19 protein-coding genes are annotated in these 20,593 nt (G+C 61.1%); 15 read left to right on the plus strand and 4 right to left on the minus strand.

Annotation, left to right across the window (positions count from 1 at the left end; genetic code table 11):
• The first annotated feature begins 12 nt into the window (after window positions 1-12).
• Window positions 13-504, plus strand: coding sequence for a GAF domain-containing protein (locus tag DevBK_RS08035; RefSeq protein ID WP_317185065.1), 492 nt, complete (start codon window positions 13-15; stop codon window positions 502-504).
• Window positions 505-562: 58 nt separating this feature from the next.
• Here DevBK_RS08035 and putA read toward each other — a convergent pair whose 3' ends face one another.
• The gene (gene putA / locus DevBK_RS08040) at window positions 563-3,934 is read right to left on the minus strand and encodes a bifunctional proline dehydrogenase/L-glutamate gamma-semialdehyde dehydrogenase PutA (protein WP_317185066.1); all 3,372 of its coding nucleotides are present in this window, start codon (window positions 3,932-3,934) and stop codon (window positions 563-565) included.
• Between the two features lie 120 nt (window positions 3,935-4,054).
• On the opposite strand from putA, the gene DevBK_RS08045 reads away from it, so the two are divergent.
• The 7 genes from DevBK_RS08045 (at window position 4,055) to DevBK_RS08075 (ending at window position 10,760) form a co-directional block, all read left to right on the plus strand.
• The gene (locus DevBK_RS08045) at window positions 4,055-4,522 is read left to right on the plus strand and encodes an Lrp/AsnC family transcriptional regulator (protein WP_317185067.1); all 468 of its coding nucleotides are present in this window, start codon (window positions 4,055-4,057) and stop codon (window positions 4,520-4,522) included.
• Window positions 4,523-4,639: 117 nt separating this feature from the next.
• A complete protein-coding gene (locus DevBK_RS08050) occupies window positions 4,640-5,674 on the plus strand; it encodes a PotD/PotF family extracellular solute-binding protein (protein WP_046141457.1) in 1,035 nt (344 codons plus the stop codon).
• A 152-nt stretch (window positions 5,675-5,826) separates the two neighbouring features.
• Window positions 5,827-6,651: an ABC transporter permease gene (locus DevBK_RS08055; RefSeq protein ID WP_061907078.1), complete on the plus strand. Its 825-nt coding sequence runs from the start codon at window positions 5,827-5,829 to the stop codon at window positions 6,649-6,651.
• A complete protein-coding gene (locus tag DevBK_RS08060; protein ID WP_061907079.1) occupies window positions 6,648-7,439 on the plus strand; it encodes an ABC transporter permease in 792 nt (263 codons plus the stop codon). Before DevBK_RS08055 ends, DevBK_RS08060 begins: the two co-directional genes overlap by 4 nt.
• Window positions 7,440-7,448: 9 nt before the next feature.
• The gene (locus DevBK_RS08065; RefSeq protein WP_317185068.1) at window positions 7,449-8,510 is read left to right on the plus strand and encodes an ABC transporter ATP-binding protein; all 1,062 of its coding nucleotides are present in this window, start codon (window positions 7,449-7,451) and stop codon (window positions 8,508-8,510) included.
• A complete protein-coding gene (locus tag DevBK_RS08070) occupies window positions 8,507-9,829 on the plus strand; it encodes an amidohydrolase (RefSeq protein WP_317185069.1) in 1,323 nt (440 codons plus the stop codon). Before DevBK_RS08065 ends, DevBK_RS08070 begins: the two co-directional genes overlap by 4 nt.
• Window positions 9,830-9,866: 37 nt before the next feature.
• Window positions 9,867-10,760, plus strand: a complete 894-nt coding sequence (locus DevBK_RS08075) for a nucleoside hydrolase (RefSeq protein ID WP_317185070.1) — start codon at window positions 9,867-9,869, stop codon at window positions 10,758-10,760.
• Here the strand turns inward: DevBK_RS08075 and DevBK_RS08080 are convergent, their stop codons facing one another.
• Window positions 10,761-11,930, minus strand: coding sequence for a M20 aminoacylase family protein (locus DevBK_RS08080; protein WP_317185071.1), 1,170 nt, complete (start codon window positions 11,928-11,930; stop codon window positions 10,761-10,763).
• A 55-nt stretch (window positions 11,931-11,985) separates the two neighbouring features.
• On the opposite strand from DevBK_RS08080, the gene DevBK_RS08085 reads away from it, so the two are divergent.
• Window positions 11,986-12,690: a phosphoribosyltransferase gene (locus tag DevBK_RS08085; protein WP_317185072.1), complete on the plus strand. Its 705-nt coding sequence runs from the start codon at window positions 11,986-11,988 to the stop codon at window positions 12,688-12,690.
• 2 nt (window positions 12,691-12,692) lie between these two features.
• On the opposite strand, the gene DevBK_RS08090 is transcribed toward DevBK_RS08085, so the two are convergent.
• Together DevBK_RS08090 and DevBK_RS08095 are read right to left on the minus strand one after the other, a co-directional pair.
• Window positions 12,693-13,484: a creatininase family protein gene (locus tag DevBK_RS08090; protein ID WP_317185073.1), complete on the minus strand. Its 792-nt coding sequence runs from the start codon at window positions 13,482-13,484 to the stop codon at window positions 12,693-12,695.
• An 8-nt stretch (window positions 13,485-13,492) separates the two neighbouring features.
• Window positions 13,493-13,882 carry a RidA family protein gene (locus DevBK_RS08095; protein ID WP_317185074.1) on the minus strand — a complete coding sequence of 130 codons (390 nt, stop codon included), beginning with the start codon at window positions 13,880-13,882 and terminating at the stop codon, window positions 13,493-13,495.
• A 212-nt stretch (window positions 13,883-14,094) separates the two neighbouring features.
• Between DevBK_RS08095 and DevBK_RS08100 the strand changes: the two genes are divergently transcribed.
• The 6 genes from DevBK_RS08100 (at window position 14,095) to DevBK_RS08125 (ending at window position 20,524) form a co-directional block, all read left to right on the plus strand.
• Window positions 14,095-15,096, plus strand: a complete 1,002-nt coding sequence (locus tag DevBK_RS08100) for an ABC transporter substrate-binding protein (protein WP_317185075.1) — start codon at window positions 14,095-14,097, stop codon at window positions 15,094-15,096.
• A gap of 133 nt (window positions 15,097-15,229) precedes the next feature.
• Window positions 15,230-15,994 (plus strand): ABC transporter ATP-binding protein, encoded by a 765-nt coding sequence (locus DevBK_RS08105; RefSeq protein ID WP_317185603.1) that lies wholly within the window; start codon window positions 15,230-15,232, stop codon window positions 15,992-15,994.
• Window positions 15,991-16,860 carry an ABC transporter permease gene (locus tag DevBK_RS08110; RefSeq protein WP_082511511.1) on the plus strand — a complete coding sequence of 290 codons (870 nt, stop codon included), beginning with the start codon at window positions 15,991-15,993 and terminating at the stop codon, window positions 16,858-16,860. The genes DevBK_RS08105 and DevBK_RS08110 overlap by 4 nt, the downstream gene beginning before the upstream one ends.
• 363 nt (window positions 16,861-17,223) lie before the next feature.
• Entirely contained in the window at window positions 17,224-18,537 is a 1,314-nt protein-coding gene (locus DevBK_RS08115; protein WP_317185076.1) for a cytosine deaminase, read from the plus strand.
• The gene (locus DevBK_RS08120; RefSeq protein WP_317185077.1) at window positions 18,534-19,934 is read left to right on the plus strand and encodes an FAD-binding oxidoreductase; all 1,401 of its coding nucleotides are present in this window, start codon (window positions 18,534-18,536) and stop codon (window positions 19,932-19,934) included. The genes DevBK_RS08115 and DevBK_RS08120 overlap by 4 nt, the downstream gene beginning before the upstream one ends.
• Window positions 19,934-20,524, plus strand: a complete 591-nt coding sequence (locus DevBK_RS08125; protein ID WP_317185078.1) for an NAD(P)H-dependent oxidoreductase — start codon at window positions 19,934-19,936, stop codon at window positions 20,522-20,524. Before DevBK_RS08120 ends, DevBK_RS08125 begins: the two co-directional genes overlap by 1 nt.
• Window positions 20,525-20,593 lie beyond the last annotated feature (69 nt).

Genomic DNA, 20,593 nt, shown 5'->3' on the forward strand with positions numbered 1-20,593 from the left:
AAGGACTATTCAATGACTGACCATTCCGCTGCCCTCGCCGCATTCGATGCGGCCATTGCCGAGGCCAAGGGTGTCGAAGCGGCGTTTGCCGCGCTGCAGACGCTGACCGAAGCGACCGTGGGCGTAAAGCTTTTCACCTATATGACCGTCGATATGGCCAATGAGCTGGCGCGTCGCGCCTACACGAGCGATGCGACCAGCTATCCGACTTCGGGCACCAAGCCGATCCACTACGACGCCTGGTTCGACATCGTGCACAAGCAGCACGCCTATTTCGTCGCCAACACCATCGAAGACATCGCCAAGGTGTTTCCGGACTATGAACTGATCAACTCACTCGGCTGCCAGTCGGTGGTGAATATGCCGGTGATCGTCGGCGGCGAATTGGTCGGCACCGTCAACATGTTGCACGAGACGGATTTTTATACGCCAGAGCGCGTGGCAGAGATCAAGACAGTGTTGTCGGTCCCGGCGAAGCTCGCCGCGGCAGTAGCTGCTCGCTGAGCTTGAAGTTCACGTAGAGACTCAAGAGGCCCGCGATGATTTCGCGGGCCTCTTTGCATTAGCTCGCCGTTGCGATCAGCGTGGCATTGCCGCCGGCTGCGGTGGTGTCGATGCAGACGTGGCGCTCGTGCTGGAGGCGGCCGACGTCGTCGGTGCTGGTCAGCAGGGGCAAGATAGCGCCATCGCGCCCCGCCAGGGTCTTGCGGATCCGTGCCAGGGTGGCATCGTCGCCGAACCAGGCTATGGCGTCGAAATTGGTCGCGTTGGCCAGTTGGAAATTGTCAAGCGCGGTGACCATCGGGATGCAACGGGCTTGATCGGCCATGACCTTTTGCGCCGCGATATCGGCTTCGTTGGGGCCGAGGCAAAGGAGTGTGCCGCGCGGCAGGACGTGGAGGACGTTGCTCTCGCCGGTGGGGCCCGGCAGGGTTTCGGCGCTGGCCTGAAGGGGCGCATGGCTCTTGGTAAAGCGCGGAAGATAGTTCGGGCCGCCTGCCTTGGGGCCAGTGCCGGAAAGGCCCTCACCGCCGAACGGCTGCGAGCCGACCACCGCACCGATCTGATTGCGGTTGATGTAGATATTGCCGGCGTGGACCGCGGCCGAGACCTTTTTCACGCGGCTCGAAATGCGGGTTTGCATACCGAAGGTGAGGCCATAGCCGGAGGCATTGATGGCATCGATGACGCGGTCGATCTCTTCAGCCTTGAAGGTTGCGACGTGGAGGACGGGCCCAAAAATTTCTTCGGGAATGTCCTCGATGCCGCCGACGCGGATGACGGTGGGTGCGACGAAGGTGCCGGTGGCGGGCGCCTTCATGGCGTGGATGACCTTGGCGGCATGCTGATCCACGTAAGACTGGATTTTCTTGCGCGCCGGTTCATCGATGATCGGGCCGATATCGGTGGCGAGATCCCATGGATTGCCGATGGTCAACTCTTCCATCGCGCCCTTGAGCATGTCGATCGTGCGTTCGGCGGCGTCTTCCTGAACATAGAGGATGCGGAGCGCGGAGCAGCGCTGGCCGGCGGACTGGAAAGCCGAAGCAAGGATATCGCGAACGGCCTGCTCGGGAAGCGCCGTCGAATCGACGATCATGGCGTTGAGGCCGCCAGTTTCGGCGATCAGGGGCGCCTTGGCGTCGATATGGTCGGCCATTGCGCGGTCGATGCGATGGGCGGTCGGCAAGGAGCCCGTGAAGGCGACGCCGGCGATGCGAGGATCTGAGGTCAGCGCGGTGCCGACATCGGGGCCGCCGGGCATGAGCTGAATGGCGTCGGTTGGGATGCCGGCTTCGTGCATGAGTTGCACGGCGCGGAAGGCGATGAGTGGGGTCTGTGGCGCGGGTTTGGCCACGACAGGATTGCCGGCTACGAGTGCCGCGGCGATCTGGCCGGAGAAGATTGCCAGCGGGAAATTCCACGGCGAGATGGCAATGAAAGGACCGCGGGCGGCGCCAAGCGGCTTGGCTTCTGCCTCGGCTGCGTAATAGCGGAGGAAGTCGACCGCTTCGCGGACTTCGGCCACCGCGTCTGCCGAGGACTTTCCGGCTTCGCGGGCGAGGAGTGCGAAGAGTTCGGCGCGGTTGGCCTCGTAGAGGTCGGCGGTCTTGCGCAGAAGTTCAGCGCGGGTACCGACTGCGGTCTGGGGCCAAGTGCTGGCAACGGCCGCCGAGATCGCCGCAGTGACGCCTGCCGTGGACGCTGAGATGACCTGGCCGACAATGTCAGTGGGGTCAGCCGGATTGACAACAAGGGTCGTTTCGTTGGCAGCGTCGGCGAGCGGCAGAGGCGTGGCGAGCCACTTTGTCTGGCGGAAAGCTTCGCGGGTAGCATGCACTTCGCCGAGGGCGACGGGATCGGTCAGGTCGAGACCGGCCGAATTGCGGCGCGCGCCGAAGATGGCGTCGGGCAGCGGGATGTTGGGATTGGCAAAGGTGTCGAGGGCGAGGAGCTTGGCGATCGGGTCTTCTGCGACCTTGGCAGCCGGGATGTCTTCGTCGGCGATCTGATAGACGAAGGAACCGTTGGCGCCATTTTCGAGAAGGCGGCGCACGAGATAGGCGAGGAGGTCCTTGTGCGGACCGACCGGTGCATAGATGCGCGTGCGGGTGCCGTGATTGGTGCGCAGCACTTCGTGGAGGCGCTCACCCATGCCATGGAGGCGCTGGAATTCGAAGGTGTCGTTCATGCGCCCCGCCTCGGCGGCGAGATTCAACACCGCTGCTGCGGTGTGGGCATTGTGCGAGGCGAACTGGGGATAGATACGCTTCTTGGAGAACAGTTTTCGCGCGGCAGCGATATAGCTGACGTCGGTGATGGCCTTGCGGGTGTAAACCGGGAAGCCCGGCAGACCGAGGACCTGCGCACGCTTGATCTCGGCGTCCCAATAGGCGCCCTTCACCAGACGCACCATGATCTTGCGATCGTACTTTTCTGCCGTTGCTTCAAGCCAGTCGATCAACGGCAGCACGCGCTTGCCATAGGCCTGGACGACGACGCCAAAGCCTTCCCAGCCAGCGAGCTCGGGTGTGGCCAGCACGGCTTCGATGATTTCCATCGAGAGATCGAGCCGGTCGGCTTCTTCGGCGTCGATGTTGAAGCCCATATTGGCTTGCCGGGCTGCGAGAGCCAGCTTGCGGGTGGCATCGACCAGCTCGGTCAGCACGCGGTCGCGCTGGGCATATTCGTAGCGCGGGTGCAGGGCCGAGAGTTTTACGGAAATGCCGGGATTGTCGCGCACGGCGGGAGACGTGCAATGCGGGGCGAGCGTCGCGATCGCATCGGCATAAGCCTTGAAATAGCGCTGGGCATCTTCCAAGGTGCGAGCGGCTTCGCCGAGCATGTCATAGGAGTAGCGATAGCCGAGGGCTTCGGGCTTTTTCGCATTGGTGACGGCTTCATCGATGGTGCGGCCGAAGACGAACTGACTACCGAGGAGGCGCATGGCCTGACCGACGGCGGTGCGGATGACCGGCTCGCCAAGACGGGCGATGGCACGATGGAGGGCGTTCTTGGGGCCGACTTCTGGATCACCGAGCACGTCTGCGGTGAGGTTGAGGGCCCAGGACGAGAAATTGACCAACGTGCTGGACGAGCCGCCGAAATGGCTGGCCCAATCGGAGCCGCCGACCTTGTCGTGGATCAGCGCATCGACGGTTTCGGCGTCGGGCACGCGCAGCAGTGCTTCGGCGAGTGACATCAGCGCCACGCCTTCGTCGGTCGCGAGGCCATATTCGGCGAGGAAACTTTCCATGAGGCCGAGCTTGTTGCCCGAGCGCACCGATGTCACCAGCTTTTCGGCATGCGCTGAGATCGTTTTGCGCGTGGCATCGTCGAGGCCGGTGGCTTCAATCAGTTGAGGGACGAGGGTGTTTTCATCCGCATAGATGCGGGCGCGCATGGCATCGCGAAAGGCAGTGGTATCGGTCATGGAGGTGCACTCAAAAGCGTTGCCTCAAAATGCCAGAACCGCGAAAGGCGTTTCGCCTATTTTTCTGGCCGCCTCGTGACTGCCATGATAATTCGTGAGCGTTGGACAGGCGAATGAACCATGAAGACGGTTATTCTCGAAACTTTGGACCAGATTGACCGCCGAATACTCGATGAGCTGGCGCGCGATGGACGCCTGAGCGTTGCAGAGCTCAGTCGAAGGGTCAATCTGTCGAAGACGCCGTGCCAAGCTCGCATCAAGCGCCTGGAAGCCGAAGGGTATATTTTGGGGTATCGGGCTGTCATCGATCCCGAGCGCTTGGGTCTGCCGCATGTCGCCTTCGTGGAAGTCAAACTTTCGGACACGCGGAAGGCCGCATTGGCTGCATTCAACAAGGCTGTGCGTGCGCTGCCCGAGGTTGAGCAGGCGCATATGATCGCCTCTAGCTTCGATTACCTGCTCAAGGTGCGCACCAAGGATATCGCCGCTTATCGCGAGGTATTGGGCGAGAAGATTTCCGCCCTGCCGCATGTCGCCCATACGAGCACACATGTGTCAATGGAAGCCGTGAAGGACGATGCCGACTAAAGTTGTGTGCGAAGTGAACACAAGCCTAAAAATTGGACTTGTGCGCGCTGCGCCACAAAAATAGGCTCGCGCAGCAATCACCAGAAGCCAGGAGCCCCGCCTGGCAAGGAACAAGATATGTCACGCACCATCAAAGCCGCCCTGCTCCTGGGCCTCGCTTCCGCCAGCCTTGCCACGCCAGCCTTTGCACAAGGCAAGACTCTCACCATTTCCTGGTGGGGTTTTAATGGCGAAAAGCTCGAAGAATTCGTTCTCGCGCCCTTCCGCGAGCAGTGCGGCTGCGAAATCCAGTTCGAGACCGGCAACAATGGCGAGCGCCTCAACAAGCTGCAGATTCGCAATGGTGCCGGCGTCGACGTCGCCTATTTCTCCGACAGTTTTTCGCAGCAGGGCATCGAGCTCGGTCTTTTCCAGCAGCTCGATCGCAGCAAGCTGACGAACCTCGATGGTCTTTACGACCTCGCCAAGGATCCGCAGGGCGGCTATGGCCCGGCCTATACGATCGGCCGCGTTGGCATCGTTTATGACTCGGCCAAGGTAACGACGCCGATCACCTCATGGAACGACCTGTGGCGCGAAGATCTCGCCTCGTCGCTGTCGCTGCCGGGCATCACGACCACGGCCGGTCCGATGGTTGTGGTCAAGGCCGGTGAGCACCAGGGCGTCGATGCCTTCGCCGATGCCGATGGCGCCTTTGCCGGCATTGAAGCACTGAAGCCGAACGTGGTGAAGAACTACAACACCGGCTCCGAGATGATCAACCTGTTCTCGACCGGCGAAGTGACCGCTGCCGTGGCGCAGGACTTCACACTCGGCCAGATCCAGGCTGCCGTGCCGTCCGTCGTCTGGGCCGATCTCTCGGAAGGCTCGATCGCGACGCTCAACACCGTCAATATTCCGAAGGGCGCTGCCGAGCCGGAACTGGCCTACCAGTTCATCAACTTCATCCTCTCCCCGGAAATCCAGCAGAAGCTGGCCGAGGAGGGCGTTGACGCGCCGGTGGTGAAGTCGGTCGAACTGACGCCAGAACAGGCTTCGCTCTGGACCTATGGCGCGGACGTGATCGCCGGCCTCCAGAGCATCGACTCCGCCAAGCTCAATGCTGCCAAGGGCGGCTGGGTGGATCGCTGGAACGAAATCTTCGGCATGTAAGATTTTGGGGTGTCAGGGTGTGCAAAACGCCCCGACGCCCACTCTTTCATTCCCGCCGCGTCGGGAATCCCATATGCACGCCCAAATAGAGATTCCCGTTCTTTGGGAATGAGCCGGTGGTTGAGGGACCACCGCAGCAAAGGCCAAGGCCAATGAAACGCTTAGCAGGTTGGACGCTCGCGTCGCCCGCCACTCTCCTCGTGCTGCTCGGGCTGGTCGCCCCGGTAGCGGCGACAATTTATACGACGTTCGGTACGCCCGGCGGTCCCCTCGCCACCTATCAGGCATTCTTTGCCAGTGGTTTCCGCCGCACTGTTTTACTGCGCACAATCAATGTGTCGCTGATTGTCACCGTCATCGCGCTGGTGATCGGGTTCATCACCGCCTATGTCGTGTCGCGCGCGCCAGGCTGGCTCAAATCCATCCTGATCGTCGCGGCGGTGTTTCCGCTGCTGACCGGTGTGGTCGTGCGCTCGTTCGCCTGGCTGATTATTTTGGGCAAGAACGGCATTCTCAATTCGTCGCTGATCAATCTCGGGATCATCAGCGAGCCGCTGCAGATGCTTTACACGCAGGGCTCCGTGATCGTCGCGATGGTCTATCTCTTCGTGCCGCTGATGGTTCTTACCCTCGTTGGCGTGCTCGAAGCCATTCCCGATGACCTGATCCAGGCGTCGGCTTCGCTTGGCGCCAATTCCTGGGCGACATTCACCCAGGTCATCCTGCCGCTCGCCGTGCCGGGCCTGATCGTCGGCGCCGTGCTTGTCTTTACCGGTAGCTTTACCTCTTACGCCACACCGCAATTGCTGGGCGGTGAGCAGGTGATGATGATGGGCACGCTGATGTATCAGCAGGCCATGGTGACCTTTGATTGGGTCAGCGCCTCGACCATCGCCGCCATCATGGTGGTGATAACCATCGCCATCGTGGCCGCCATGAATGCCGCAGCGCGGCGCCTCAACCCGATGACTGTATGATGCCGACAAAACTCCACCCTGCCCTGATCGGCTTCACCGTCCTCGTCTTCATTTTCCTTGTGGGGCCGCTGGTCATCGTCGTTGGCTCGGCGCTGAGCGACACGACCTATCTCACCTTCCCGCCGCAGGGCCTGAGCCTGCGCTGGTTTCAGAATATCTTTGAAATCGACGCGTTTCGGCGCACCATCCTGACCAGTCTGCAAGTTGCAGTGATTTCGACCTTCGTCGCTCTAATCATCGGCATTCCGGCATCCTATGCGATGAGCCGCTATCGCATCCAACTGCCGCGCTGGCTGTCGACGCTGTTCATTTTGCCGGTGCTGGTGCCCGAATTGGTTCTGGGCTTCTCGCTGCTCAAAAACCTGGCCTTCCAGTTCAATGCGCCGATCTACCTATCGCTGATCATTGGGCACACGATCCTGATCCTGCCCTATGTGATCCGGGTGATTTCGGCCTCGCTGGCCTCGTTCGATTTCTCCATCGAGGAAGCTGCGATCAGCCTAGGTTCGCCGCCGCTGAAGACTTTCTTCACGGTGCTCTTGCCCAATGTGCGGTCTGGGGTCATCGCGGCGTTCATTCTGGCCTTCATCACTTCGGTCAACGATGTGTCGATCTCGATCTTCCTGACCGGACCGGGCATTTCCACCCTGCCTATCCAGCTCCTTGCGCATATGGAGCAGTTTTTCGATCCTACCGTCGCTTCGGTTTCGGTCATGCTCATGGTGCTCACCGTGGCCGTGATGGCCATTGTCGAGCGCACGCTGGGCCTCACCTTCCTTGCCAAATAGAGGTCTGCCGTGACCAAGCCACTGTCCATTCGCAATATCACCGCCCACTACGGCCAGACCAAGGTGCTTGAGGACCTCTCGCTCGATATCGGCGAGGGTGAGCTCGTCTCGCTTCTCGGCGCTTCCGGCTGCGGCAAGACCACGACGCTTCGCCTTGTTGCGGGATTTTTGCAACCGACCTCGGGCACGATCACGCTTGGCGGTAAGGACCTGACACGGTTGCCCGCGCATCAGCGCGATATCGGACTCGTGTTCCAGAACTATGCGCTGTTCCCGCATCTCAGTGTCGCCGACAATGTCGGTTTTGGCCTCAAGCAGCGCGGCGTTTCCGGTGCGGACAAGACCAAGCGGGTCAATGCCATGCTCGAGCGCGTCGGTCTTGCCCATCTTGCCGAGCGCCTACCCGGTGCATTGTCCGGTGGGCAGAAGCAGCGCGTAGCGCTGGCGCGTGCCCTCGTCATCGAACCGCCATTGCTGATGTTCGACGAGCCGCTTTCAAACCTCGACGCCAAGCTGCGCGTCGATATGCGCGTCGAAATTCGCCAGCTGCAGCGCGCCAATGGCACGACGTCGGTCTATGTGACCCACGACCAGGAAGAGGCGTTTTCGATCTCGGACCGCGTGGCGATCATGCATGCGGGCAAGATCATGCAGCTCGATACGCCGGAAAACCTCTACCAGCGTCCGGCCAATGCTTTCGTGGCGCGATTTGTCGGATTTGAGAACCTTATCCCGATGAAGGTCGTGGCGCGCGATGGGGCGCAGGTGACAGCCGAGGCGGCGGGTGGCGTGAAGCTGACGCTCGGCCTCGAGCACTTTGGCGCGATCCCTGATTCGTTCGTGCTCGCCTGCCGTGCCGATGGACTTTCAGTCACCGACAACATTGCCATCGAAGGCATCCCGACAACGCTGGGGCTGCGAACCTATCTCGGCCGCGCCTATCAGTATCAGAGCGAAACGGCGGCTGGGACGTTGGTCGCCAATTGTCCGCTGTCGCGGCCGCTCGAGCCAGGTTCGGCAGCGAAGCTCGTGCCGGTGCCTGATCAGTGCACGATTCTGGCCGTGGAATGACCATCCTTCTGACCCATGCCTTGGTTGTCACCATGGACGATGACCTGACCGTTCATGAGAACGGCTGGGTTGAGATCGAAGGGACGGTTATCAAGGCGCTGGGCTCAGGAACGCCACCCAACGTGCCGGGCGCCGAGATCGTCGATTGCGGCGGTGATATCGTTATGCCGGGCATGGTGAATGCGCACTGCCACATGGCGATGTCGGTTTTCCGCGGTTTGGGCGAAGATGTCGACGATCGGCTTTATCGCTACATCCTGCCGCTCGAACGCAAATTCGTGTCGCCGGAAATGGTGCGGGCCGGGTCGGCGCTGTCGGCTCTGGAGATGATCCAGGGCGGCGTGACGACGGTCGCGGATATGTATTACTTCGAAACCGAAGTGGGTGCTGTCTGCGCCGAGGCGGGCTTGCGGGCCATTGTCGGGCAGACGCTGGCGGACTTCGATCCGCCGGATCATAAGAATTTCGATGAGGGTTTTGCGCGCGTCGAAGAACTAGTTGATAGGTACAAAGATCATCCACTTGTGACGCCGTCGATCGCGCCGCATGCGCCCTATTCCACTGGGCTAAAGACCATGGCGCGGGTGGGCGAATGGTCGGCCGCCCATCCCGATGTGCCGGTGCAGATGCACCTTGCTGAAAGTACTCTCGAGGTGAAATGGGCGCTCGACAATCATGGCAAGTCGAGCGTGGCGGTGACCGCGGAATCTGGGCTCCTCAAGCCAAACCTGATTTGCGCGCACTGTCTACAGCTTGATGATACGGATATCCTGCAGATGTCGATCGAGCAGGTCTGCGTCGTCACCAATCCGCGCTCGAACGGCAAGGCGGGACGCGGGATTGCGCCGGTCGAGAGGATGCGCAATGCGGGATTGCCTGCCGGTATCGGCAGCGATGGCGCGATGAGCGGCAATACGCTCGATCTCTTCAGCCAATTTGCGCCAGTCTCGATGTTTGCGAAGCTCCTGGCCGGATCGCGCAAGCCGCTTCCGGCCGTCGAAGTCATTCGGATGGCAACGATTGAAGGGGCGCGAGCGCTAAGCCTCAACCTCAAGACCGGATCGCTCGAAGTCGGTAAGCAGGCGGACCTGATCCGCATCAGCCTGGCGGCGCCGCGCCTGCATCCCGTGTATGATCCCTATTCGACGCTGGTTTTTGCAGCCATGCCATCGGACGTGACCGACACGATGGTGGCGGGCCGCTGGCTGATGCGTGACCGGCAGATCCAAACCATGGATAAGAATAAGGTCGTTGCCGATGCAAATCAGATTGCGCGGCAATTCAAAGCCGAGATGGAAAGGATCGACCGCCTGAACTAGCGCGCAAAGCGCGGTGCGGTGGTTAAATGGTGCGATCATGAAGAAGCGCGTTATCATCGACACCGATCCCGGCCTCGACGATGCCCTGGCCATTCTGTTCGCTTTGGGGTGCGGTCGCTTCGAGGTGCTTGGGCTGACCACGGTCGGCGGCAATATCGGACTTGATCGGACAACGCTGAATGCAGGCGGCCTGCTGGCCGTTATGGAGCGTGGTGATATCCCGGTTATCCGCGGTTCCGATGTGCCGCTGACGCGCGAGCAGCAGGACATCATCGCCATTGTACATGGCGCGGATGGGCTCAAGGGTATCACCCTGCCCGAGCCTTTGGCTCCCGCATCTGACGGCGCTTCGGCCTGGATTGCCTCGACCTTGGCCGTGGCAGAGCCCGGCAGCATCGACATTCTGGCGCTGGGACCGCTGACCAATATCGCGCATCTCGTGACCGAACATCCCGAGGTCGTCGGCCTGATTGGCGAGATCATCGTCATGGGCGGGACGCTCAATGAGCCAGGCAATTCGGGGCCGAATTCCGAGTTCAATTTTGCGACCGACCCGGAGGCAGTGTCGGTGGTGCTCGGCAGCGGCGCCAAAGTGACGGTCGTGCCGCTCGACGTAACCCGAAAAGTTCGGGCGCAATTGGCCTATGTCGAGGCGCTGCCGGACACGCCGCATGGTACATTGGCGCGCGAAGTCCTGGGACAATATATGCAGGATGGCCGGCAAAGTCGGGCCCTGCACGACCCGTGCGTGATGCTCCTCGCGCTTGAGCCCGACATTTTCAGGCTGGAAAAGCTGGCGCTCGATGTCGATCTCGGCGAGCCACCGGATGCCGGCCGACTGCTTGTGGACAAGCGCGGATCGCTGGTCAACGTCGCGCTGGGCGTGGACGCAGAGCGCGCTCTGGCGCTGTTGCGGACCGGTTTTGTCTGATCAGACCGGGAGTTCCTGTTCGACGAGCGTCGTCCAAAAGCGCGCTCCAGTCAGGATCGCTTCGTCGTTGAAATCATAGCGCGAATTGTGATGCAGCGCGCCATCGACGGCGGGGCCATTGCCGAGCCAGACATAGGCGCCGGGGACTTCGGCGCTGAAGAAGGCAAAGTCATCGCCAGCGGTGGATGGCGGAAAGTCGGTGACGACGGGGCGGCCTGTTGCGGCGGCGGCGGCGCGGAGAGCGCGCTGTGTCGCGTCGGGGTGATTGACCACAGGCGGGATGCGGCGGACAAAATTGTAGTCGGCTTCGATGCCAAAGGTGGCCGCAATGCCTTGAGCTACAAGGCCGATTTCCTTTTCGAGCTGATCGCGCACCTCAGGCGTATAGGCCCGGGCAGTTCCGCCGATGCGCACCGTGTCGGGGATGACGTTGAGAGCCTTGAAGTCACCGGCGTCGAGCGCGCAGGCGCTGATCACGGCGGGCTGGAGTGGGTCGACAACGCGGGCGACGATGGTGTGGATGGCGGCGAGAAAATGGCCGGCGGCGGTTATGGCATCGCGGCCGAGATGGGGCTTGGCGCCGTGGGTTCCGATGCCGGTGAAGGTCACGGTCCAGCTGTCCGATGATGCCAATTGCGGGCCGGCGACCACAGCCATTTCATCGGTCGCGAGGCCGGGCATATTGTGGAGACCGTAGACAGCGTCCACGGGAAACAGTTGCAAAAAGCCTTGGTCCAGCATGGCCTTGGCGCCGCCCCTGCCCTCTTCGGCAGGCTGGAAGATGAAGTGGACGGTGCCGGAAAAATTGCGCGTGCGGGCGAGATGGCGGGCGGCGGCGAGAAGCATGACGGTGTGGCCATCATGACCGCAGGCATGCATGGTGTTGGGCGTTTCCGACTTATAAGGACGGTCGGCAAGCTCGGGCATGGCAAGCGCATCCATGTCCGCGCGCAGGGCAATGCGGCGGGTGCCGGTGCCGATCTTGAGTGTGCCGACAATACCAGTTTTACCGAGGCCGCGATGGACTTCGATGCCCGCTTCACTGAGCTTTTCCGCGACGATGGCGCTGGTGCGGAGCTCTTCGAAGCCGAGTTCGGGGTGAGCGTGGAGGTCGCGACGCAGCGCGGTCATGGCTTCGAGTTCGAAGGGATCGTTGCTGCCCGATTGCATTGGCCTTACCGTCTTGCGATAGAATTGAGAGACATAGCTTGCGGGTTACACACCGATGAATCAAGGACTTGGCGCGAGTTTTGAGCCGCATGAATTCTGGCAGGCTTTTGCCGCGCCAGGCAGTTTCGATCCCAGCCCGGCGTATGGTCATCTGGGCTTTTATCCCGCGGAGCTGGCGGACGGGCGGCAGCTCTGCTTGCCGCTACGGGTGCTGCCGGGTGATGGCAAATCGGCCGTCTCTTCGCTGATCTTGAACCAGGCGAGTTTTACCGTTGAGGACGGTTTGGCAGCGGCCCTTGTCATGCTGCTGCGAGCGAAGGCGCCGGAATTTATCATTGGCGTGCCGACACTTGGCTTGCCACTGGCGTCCAATGTGGCGCGGCGGCTGGGGCATACGCGGATGGTGCCGCTCGGGACGTCGCGGAAATTTTGGTACCGCGATGACCTCTCGGAGCCAATGAAATCGATCACCAGCCCGACCGCAGCCAAGACGCTCTATATCGATCCCCGTATGCTGCCGCTTTTGCGGGGTAAACGGGTTGCGGTGGTGGATGATGTGATCAGCTCGGGCCAGTCGATGGGCGCGGTTTTGCGGCTTTTGGCGAAGGCGGAGATCGAGCCGGTGGCGATCGGCTGCGCGATGTTGCAGGGGCGGCATTGGGAGGAGCCGCTGGCGGCGTGGCGCGACCGGATTGTTGCGCCGTTGCGGTCGCCGCGGTTTGTGCTCAATGAAAAAGAGCGTTGGGTGCCAGAGGTTTAGCTCTATCGCGTGCCGGGGAGAGGCATGGCTTCGATCTCTCTGAGGACTTCGATCATGCCGGCGACATTTGCTTCGGCGATGATTTTCCCCTTCTCGGCGGTGGCGAGGGAAGCGTCGCCGACGGCGCCGGATGGGTTTATGTCCGAGGCGATCCAGGCATAGGTGTGACCGAACGCGCCTGTTGGCCTAAGATATTGAAATTGCTGCTCGTCTCGCGCTGCGGTAGAGACAAAATTCTCCGCTTTCGACATGTCGACAAGGTGCGGTTTGAAGTGGAGGATGAGCGAGGTCTCGGCGTCCCCGCCGTGGATGCCGTGGCGGCGCTCAAGGTCGCTCAAAACGCCCGGTGGGGTGAACCGCCAGCCGCTTTTGACGGCGAGCATGCCGGCGCGGACGCGGAGTTCGCGGGCGACGATGCCCATGATTTCTTCGTTGCCGCCGTGAGAGTTGATGAAAATCAACTTCTTAACCCCGGCGCGGGCGACTTCGAGACCGATCTGGGTCCAGGCGTCGATGAGGTTGGTGGCCGTGTGGGTGATGGTGCCCTTGGCCCAAATGTGCTCGTTGGATTTGCCGATCTGCTGCACTGGCAGGATGCGGATATCGAGGTCGTTCGGGCAACATTCCGTTAACATCGAAAGCATGGAAGCGTTGATTATGCTGTCCGTGCCGACCGGCAGGTGCGGACCATGCTGCTCGACCGCCGCGATGGGCAGGATGGCGATGGTCTTCATAGGGTCGAGCCCTTCGAATTCGCTCGCCGAGAAATCGGTCCACCAGATTTTGCGCATCATAGAATTCCTCAGGCTGGGCCGGCGGCGATGACTTCGATCTCGATGACGAATTCGGGCCGGGCGAAGCCGGAGACGATCATCAGGGTCGAGGCGGGATAGGGAGCGGCAAAGAGCGCATTGCGGACGCCCATATAGTGGGGGAGATGCTCGCGGCCGGTGACATAGGCATTGATGCGGATGATGTGTTGAAGGCCGAGGCCGGCTTCGCGGAGGATAGCCGCGATGTTGTCGAAGCAGAGCTTGGTCTGACCTGCGCAATCGGGCGGGACGGTTTTATCAGCGGCGATGCCCAATTGGCCGGAGCAGAAGACGAGACGCTGGCCGGGCGGGACGACGATGCCGTGGCTATAGGGCGCGAAAGGCGGATGGATATCGGTCGGGTCTAGGACGGTGGTCATGGTTATCCAAAGCTTGCGAGGCGAATGCTAAGCCAAAGGTAAAGCGCTTGACCAGCCCTTTCAGACATAAATTGCACGCATAGCAGGCATTCACTTAAGCTGCCTATTTTTTGGGTTTTCATCTGCAGCCAAGTGCGGAAGGGTGGGCGCAGGGTGAAGGAGATCGCCCAATCAATCAGCTCCGCAACGATCGGAGCAAGGGAACGCAGCAGATGCACGCAACACTCAAGACGACCATTCTGGCCGCCATGGCCTTTGCCGCCACGCAGGTTTCGGCCCAGGAATTGGACAAGGTCACCTTCGCGACCAATTGGCTCGCTCAGGCGGAACATGGTGGCTACTACCAAGCGATCGCCGACGGCACTTATGAAAAGTACGGGCTCGATGTGACCATCATGCAAGGCGGGCCGCAATCGCCGGGTCGGCCGATGCTGGTTTCGGGTCAGGTGCAATTCTACATGGGCGGCGCGACGGGCGCGATCAACGCGGTCAAGGAAGGCATTCCGACGATCACGTTGGCCGCGATCTTCCAGAAAGATCCGCAGATCCTGATGTCGCATCCGGGCAAGTTCGCGAGCTTTCCGGAACTGGCTGGTGCCTCAAAATACATCCTCAGCGCCGATGGCTTTAGCGGCTATTTCACCTGGATGAAGTCGCAATGGCCCGAATTCGTCGACGAAAAATATGAGCCCTACCAGTTCAATCCGGCGTCGTTTCTAGCCGACGACATGGCGATCCAGCAGGGTTACCTGACCTCGGAGCCGCTGGCCATCGAACGCGAGGCCGATTTTGCGCCCGACGTATGGCTGCTCGCCGACAGTGGCTATGCGCCTTACTCGACCACGATCGAAGCAATGAAGCCATGGGTCGACGAGCACCCGGATATTGCCAAGCGCTTCGTTGAAGCGACGATCATCGGCTGGTCCAACTATCTTTATGGCGACAACAAAGCCGCCAACGACCTGATCAAGTCCGACAATCCGGAAATGACGGACGACCAGATCGCCTATGGCATCGAGAAGATGAAGGAATATGGGATCGCCGTCTCCGGCGATGCCGAAACCAAGGGGATCGGCTGCATGACCGATGCCGGCTGGAAGACTTTTTACGACTCGATGGTCACCGCTGGCGTCTTCGAAGCCGGGATCGACATTACCCAGGCCTATACGACTGAATATGTCTGCCAGGGCCTTGGCGTCGACCTCTTCAAGTAATTGTTCCGACACCGGCGCGGACACGATGTCCGCGCCGCTCCGACCCTAGAGTGGGCGATTTACTTTGACTGATTTGACGATTTCCGCGCCAGCGACAGCGGCGCCACCGAGTACTTCCAAATTTGTCGTGTCCATGCGGCATGTCAGCAAGCTTTTTTCCAACGGCACTTTGGCGCTCAAGGACATGTCGCTCGATGTGCAGCGCGGCGAGTTTTTGAGCCTGCTCGGGCCTTCGGGTTGCGGCAAATCCACCGCCTTGCGCATCATTGCCGGGCTGGGCGCGCCAAGCTCGGGCACGATCGACTGGCCATCCTCGCAGATCAGCAAGAAAGGACTGCCGGAGGGCGATGTCGGCTTCGTCTTTCAGGAGCCGACGCTGATGCCCTGGCAGACGGTTTGGGGCAATGTCTATCTGCCGCTGCGGCTGCGCGGCGTCTCCAAGGCCGATGCCAATCCGGCAATCATGGAAGTTCTGGCCTCGGTTGGCCTTGCCGATTTCACCAAGTCCTATCCCCGCGAGCTTTCGGGCGGGATGAAGATGCGCGTGTCGATAGCGCGGGCGCTAGTGACAAAGCCAAAGCTTTTGTTGATGGATGAGCCCTTTGCGGCGCTCGACGAGATCACGCGGCAAAAACTCAACGACGATGTGCTGCGCCTCTGGCGCGAGACCGGGATCACAGTGATCTTCGTGACGCATTCGGTGTTCGAGAGCGCCTTTCTGAGCAATCGCATCGTCGTCATGCGCGCCCGGCCGGGACAGGTCTATGCCGACCTGCCGCTCGAGACCTCGGCGGTACGAGACGAGAACTATCGCACTTCGGAAGAATATCGCGTGACGACCGACACGGTGTCGCGCGCGCTTCAGGAAGCCATCATGCGGGGAGCCCAGGCGAAATGAGCGACGCCGTTTCTTTTGACAAGGCTTCGACCGAAGCCGGCACCGACAGCCAGGTCGTCATTCCGATCAGCCGGTCGAGCACCGCCGAGCGCGTGCTCTCGATCGTCGTGCCGGTTTTCATGGTGTTGTTGGCGATTGCCGCCTGGCAGGCGCATATCATGATCAACCAGGTGCCGCGCTATATCATGCCGGCGCCGCTCGATGTGGTGAATGCGCTTTTCACCGATTGGGGGACGCTGGCGCCATCGCTGCTGGTAACCCTGCGCATTACCGTCATGGCACTCGGGATTGCGCTGGTCGGTGGGGTTGGGCTTGCGATCATTCTGGTGCAGAGCCGCTGGATCGAGCTGGCGCTGTTTCCGTTTGCGGTGATCCTGCAGGTGACGCCGATGATCGCCATCGCGCCGCTGCTCATCATCTACATGCCCGATACGCAATCGGCGCTGCTGACCTGCGCCTTTGTCGTGGCTTTCTTTCCGATCCTTTCCAACATGGTCGCGGGCCTTAAAAGCGTCGACCATAACCTCCTCAACCTCTTCGAGCTTTATGGCGCGAGCCGCTGGCAGACGCTGATCCACCTCAAGCTGCCATCGTCCCTGCCCTATTTTGCGGCGGGACTGCGGATCGGTGGGGGCTTGTCGCTGATCGCGGCGGTGGTGGCGGAATTTGCGGCGGGTTCGGCTGGCAAGGGGTCGGGACTGGCGTTCCGACTGCTCGAATCCGGTTATCGGCTGAATTATCCGCGGCTTTATGCGGCGCTGGTGCTGCTGATGATGACCGGTGTCGCAATCTTTGCGCTCACCTCGCTGATCTCCTGGGCGATGCTGCATCGCTGGCACGAAAGTGCACTGAAGCGGGAGAACTGAGATGGGGGTTCAGGCGATTTTCATGGGCTGGGGCGCGGCGCTGCCGATCCCGCCGGGTATGGATTTGCCAATTGGCGTGGCGGGCGCGGCACCTCTCCCTGGGGGGAGAGGTCGACGCGAAGCGGCGGGTGAGGGGGCCTTTGGCAAAAACCTCGCCCGAGAAAGGCCCCCTCACCCGGCCCTGCGGGCCGACCTCTCCCCCAGAGGGAGAGGTGAAGCGTGGCTCACTATCGCCGGAGCGCTCAAGGCTATCGCGATGTCATTCCCGCGAAAGGGTGGGAACGGACACTGCGGGTTCGATGAAGGCTTTGAGCAGACAAGGCGGTTGAGGGAATACTGCCTGCTGCGTGGGAGGGTTGGGTTGTGAGTGTTTCGGTTCCGGCAGATGGCCATTATGCCGTGGTCAATGCCAATGTGCCGGCTTCGCTGTTGGGTGAGCCTGCTTCGGGTGCATTGAAGACCGTCGATATCACGATTGCCGATGGCGGAATTGCGACGATCGGCGAAGCGGGGTCGGCGACTTTGCCGCAGAAGATCGATATGCGCGGCGATATCGTGTTGCCGGCTTTTGTCGATCTGCACACGCATCTCGACAAGGGGCATATCTGGGCGCGGAAAGAAAATCCGGACGGCACCTGGATGGGGGCGCTGAAGGCAGTGCTCGCCGATCGCGAGGCCAATTGGGCGGCGATCGATGTCGAGCGACGCATGGATTTTTCGCTGCGCTGTGCCTTTGCGCATGGCACGGCGGCGATCCGCACCCATCTCGACATGGCGCCACCGCAGCATGAAATCACCTGGGACGTTTTTTCGGCCATGCGCGAGCGCTGGGCCGGGCGGATCGAACTGCAGGGCGCCGGACTGATGGGGCCGGATACGATCCTCGATGGGGAGAAGCTTCGGGGAGTTGCGACGGCGACAAAGGCGGCTGGTGGCATTCTGGGCGGATCGACCGCGGTGCATCCGGACAATCCGCTGATCATGCTGAAACTGGTGGAGATCGCGGGCGAGCTGGGGCTCGATATCGATCTGCATACCGATGAAAGCCCGGACCCGCAGGCGAATGCGCTGGAATGTCTCGCCGATGCGGTTATCGCCAGTGGGTTTACCGGCTCGGTGGCGGCGGGGCATTGCTGTTCGCTGGCGGTGCAGGACAGTGAAACGGCCAAGCGCGTGATCGATAAGGTGGCGCGGGCGGGGATCGCCGTCGTGTCGTTGCCGATGTGCAATATGTATCTGCAGGACCGGGACAATAGTGACGGCGTGCGGACGCCGCGCTGGCGCGGGGTGACGCTGCTCAATGAATTGAAGGCGGCGGGCGTAAAAGTCGCCATTGCCTCGGACAATACGCGCGACCCCTTTTATGCCTATGGCGATCTCGACGGGTTCGAGGTGTTTCGCGAAGGCGCGCGGATTTTGCACTTCGATCATCCGCAGGCCGAGGCTTTTGCCTGGGCGCGGACAGTTTCGGCTGATCCGGCTGCGATTGCCGGATTTGGTTACACCGGTGAGCTGGCGGCAGGGGCGCCGGCTGATCTCGTGCTCTTCAAGGGGCGCAGCTGGACCGAACTGATGTCGCGGCCGCAGGCCGACCGGACCGTGATCCGCGCCGGACAGGCGATCGACACCACCCTCCCCGATTACCGTGAACTCGACGACTTGATGGGCCAAGCATGAGCATTGCAGCATTCCGCGCCGAACTGGGCGACATTCCGCAAGAAGACAATCCGCGCATCGTGCAGCAGCGCAGCCGCGACCATTATTGGTATTCGCCTGTGCTCAAGGCCAAGCTCGACCATGTGGCGGCCGAGGTGGTGGTTTCGCCACGCAGCAATGAGGAAGTCAAAACCGTGTTGCGCGCCGCGTATAGGCATGGCGTGGCGATCACGCCACGCGGAGCGGGAACGGGCAATTATGGGCAGGCCATGCCGCTTTCGGGTGGCGCCATGCTCAACCTTATGAACATGGATAAGGTTCTGGAGATCAAGAAGGACCGGGTTCGGGCGCAGGCGGGGGCGGTACTCGAAAAGCTCGATCATGAGACCAAGGCCGCTGTGGGCGGCGAATTGCGGTTTCATCCCTCGACCTATCGCATGGCTTCGCTTGGCGGGTTTATCGCTGGTGGCTCGGGCGGGGTCGGCTCGATTCGCTGGGGCGGGTTGCGGGCGCTGGGGTCTATTCTTGGGCTAAAAATCATCACCTGCGAGGCGGAGCCGCGGGAGCTCGATCTTGTGGGCGAGGATATCCTCAAGGTCGCGCATGCCTATGGGACCAATGGCATTATCGTCGAAGCGGAAATGCCGCTGACCGAGGCGCATGACTGGATCGATGTCATGGTCGGGTTCGACGATTTCATCGAAGCGGCGGCGTTTTCGGAAAAGCTAGCGAAGCAAGATGGGATATTGCTCAAGGAGCTTTCGCCCTGCGCGGCGCCTATTCCGCAGGCCTATTTCAACCGGCACAAGCCTTACATCAAGGACGGGCAATCGGTCGTGTTGATCATGGTGGCGCCGGTTTCGGTCGAGGCGCTGGCGCTGTTCGTATCGCACCATGGGGGCGAGATGCTCTATCGCTCGGACAAGGCGAGCGAGGACGAACTGAAGCGCCTGCCGCCGATCTATGAACTGGCCTGGAACCACACGACGCTGCGGGCGCTCAAGGTCGATCCGACGATCACCTATTTGCAGACGCGGTATCCGACAATCGAGCATGTGAAGAAGATCGTTGGGCTGCTCGGCGACGAACTGCCGATGCATATCGAGATGACGCGGCAGGATGGGCTGGTGACATATGCCGGGTTGCCGATGGTGCGGTATACGAGTGAAGAGCGGCTAGAGGAGATCATCCGCATTCACGAGGAGAATGGCTGCGACGTGTTCAACCCGCACCGGTTCACGCTCGAAGAAGGCGGGATGAAGCGGACGGACCAGAAGCAATTGGCGTTCAAGCGAGAGGCTGATCCAAAGGGCATTCTCAATCCGGGCAAGATGATCGCCTGGGAAAATCCGGACTTCGATTTTTCCTCGGGCAAGGCTTGGCTCTTTGATGGGCTCAATCCGGTGCATGCGGCCTGATGCGCGTCCATGTCATTCACGCGCATCCGGTCGAGACGAGTTTCAACCGGGCGCTTTACGGGGCGGCGATCAAGGGGCTGAAGAGCGCGGGGCATGAGGTCGATGCGCTCAACCTTTATGACGAGGGTTTCTCGCCGGTTCTGACGCGGGAAGAGCGGCTGAATTATCATGATGTGCCGGGGAATTTGACGCCGGCTATAAAACCCTATGCGGATCGGTTGCAGGCGGCGGATGCGCTGGTCGTGGTGCATCCGGTTTGGAATTATGGGTATCCGGCGATCCTGAAAGGGTATTTCGACCGGGTGTTTGTGCCCGGCGTGTCCTTCATCATGGAGGGTGGCGGGGATCGCGGGCGGCTCGTGCCGTGCCTCACCAATATCAAGAAGGTTGCTTTCGTCACCACTTATGGTGGCAACCGGTGGCGGACGTTCGTGATGGGCGATCCGCCGCGGCGAATTGCTATGCGCTGGGGCTGGGCGACGTTCCGGACGCGGCCGAAATATCTGGCGCTTTATGACATGAACAATGTTTCGCCAGCCGGGCTCGAAGGGTTTCTGGGCACGGTGCGGAGCGAGCTTGCGCGGTTTTGAGCCACTAAAGTTGAGTGCACAACGGATGCTGTGCGCTTGCATTGAAACCGGTTCTTGCTCAGAGAATGA

This window comes from Devosia sp. BK, assembly GCF_032907385.1.
GTDB lineage: Bacteria > Pseudomonadota > Alphaproteobacteria > Rhizobiales > Devosiaceae > Devosia.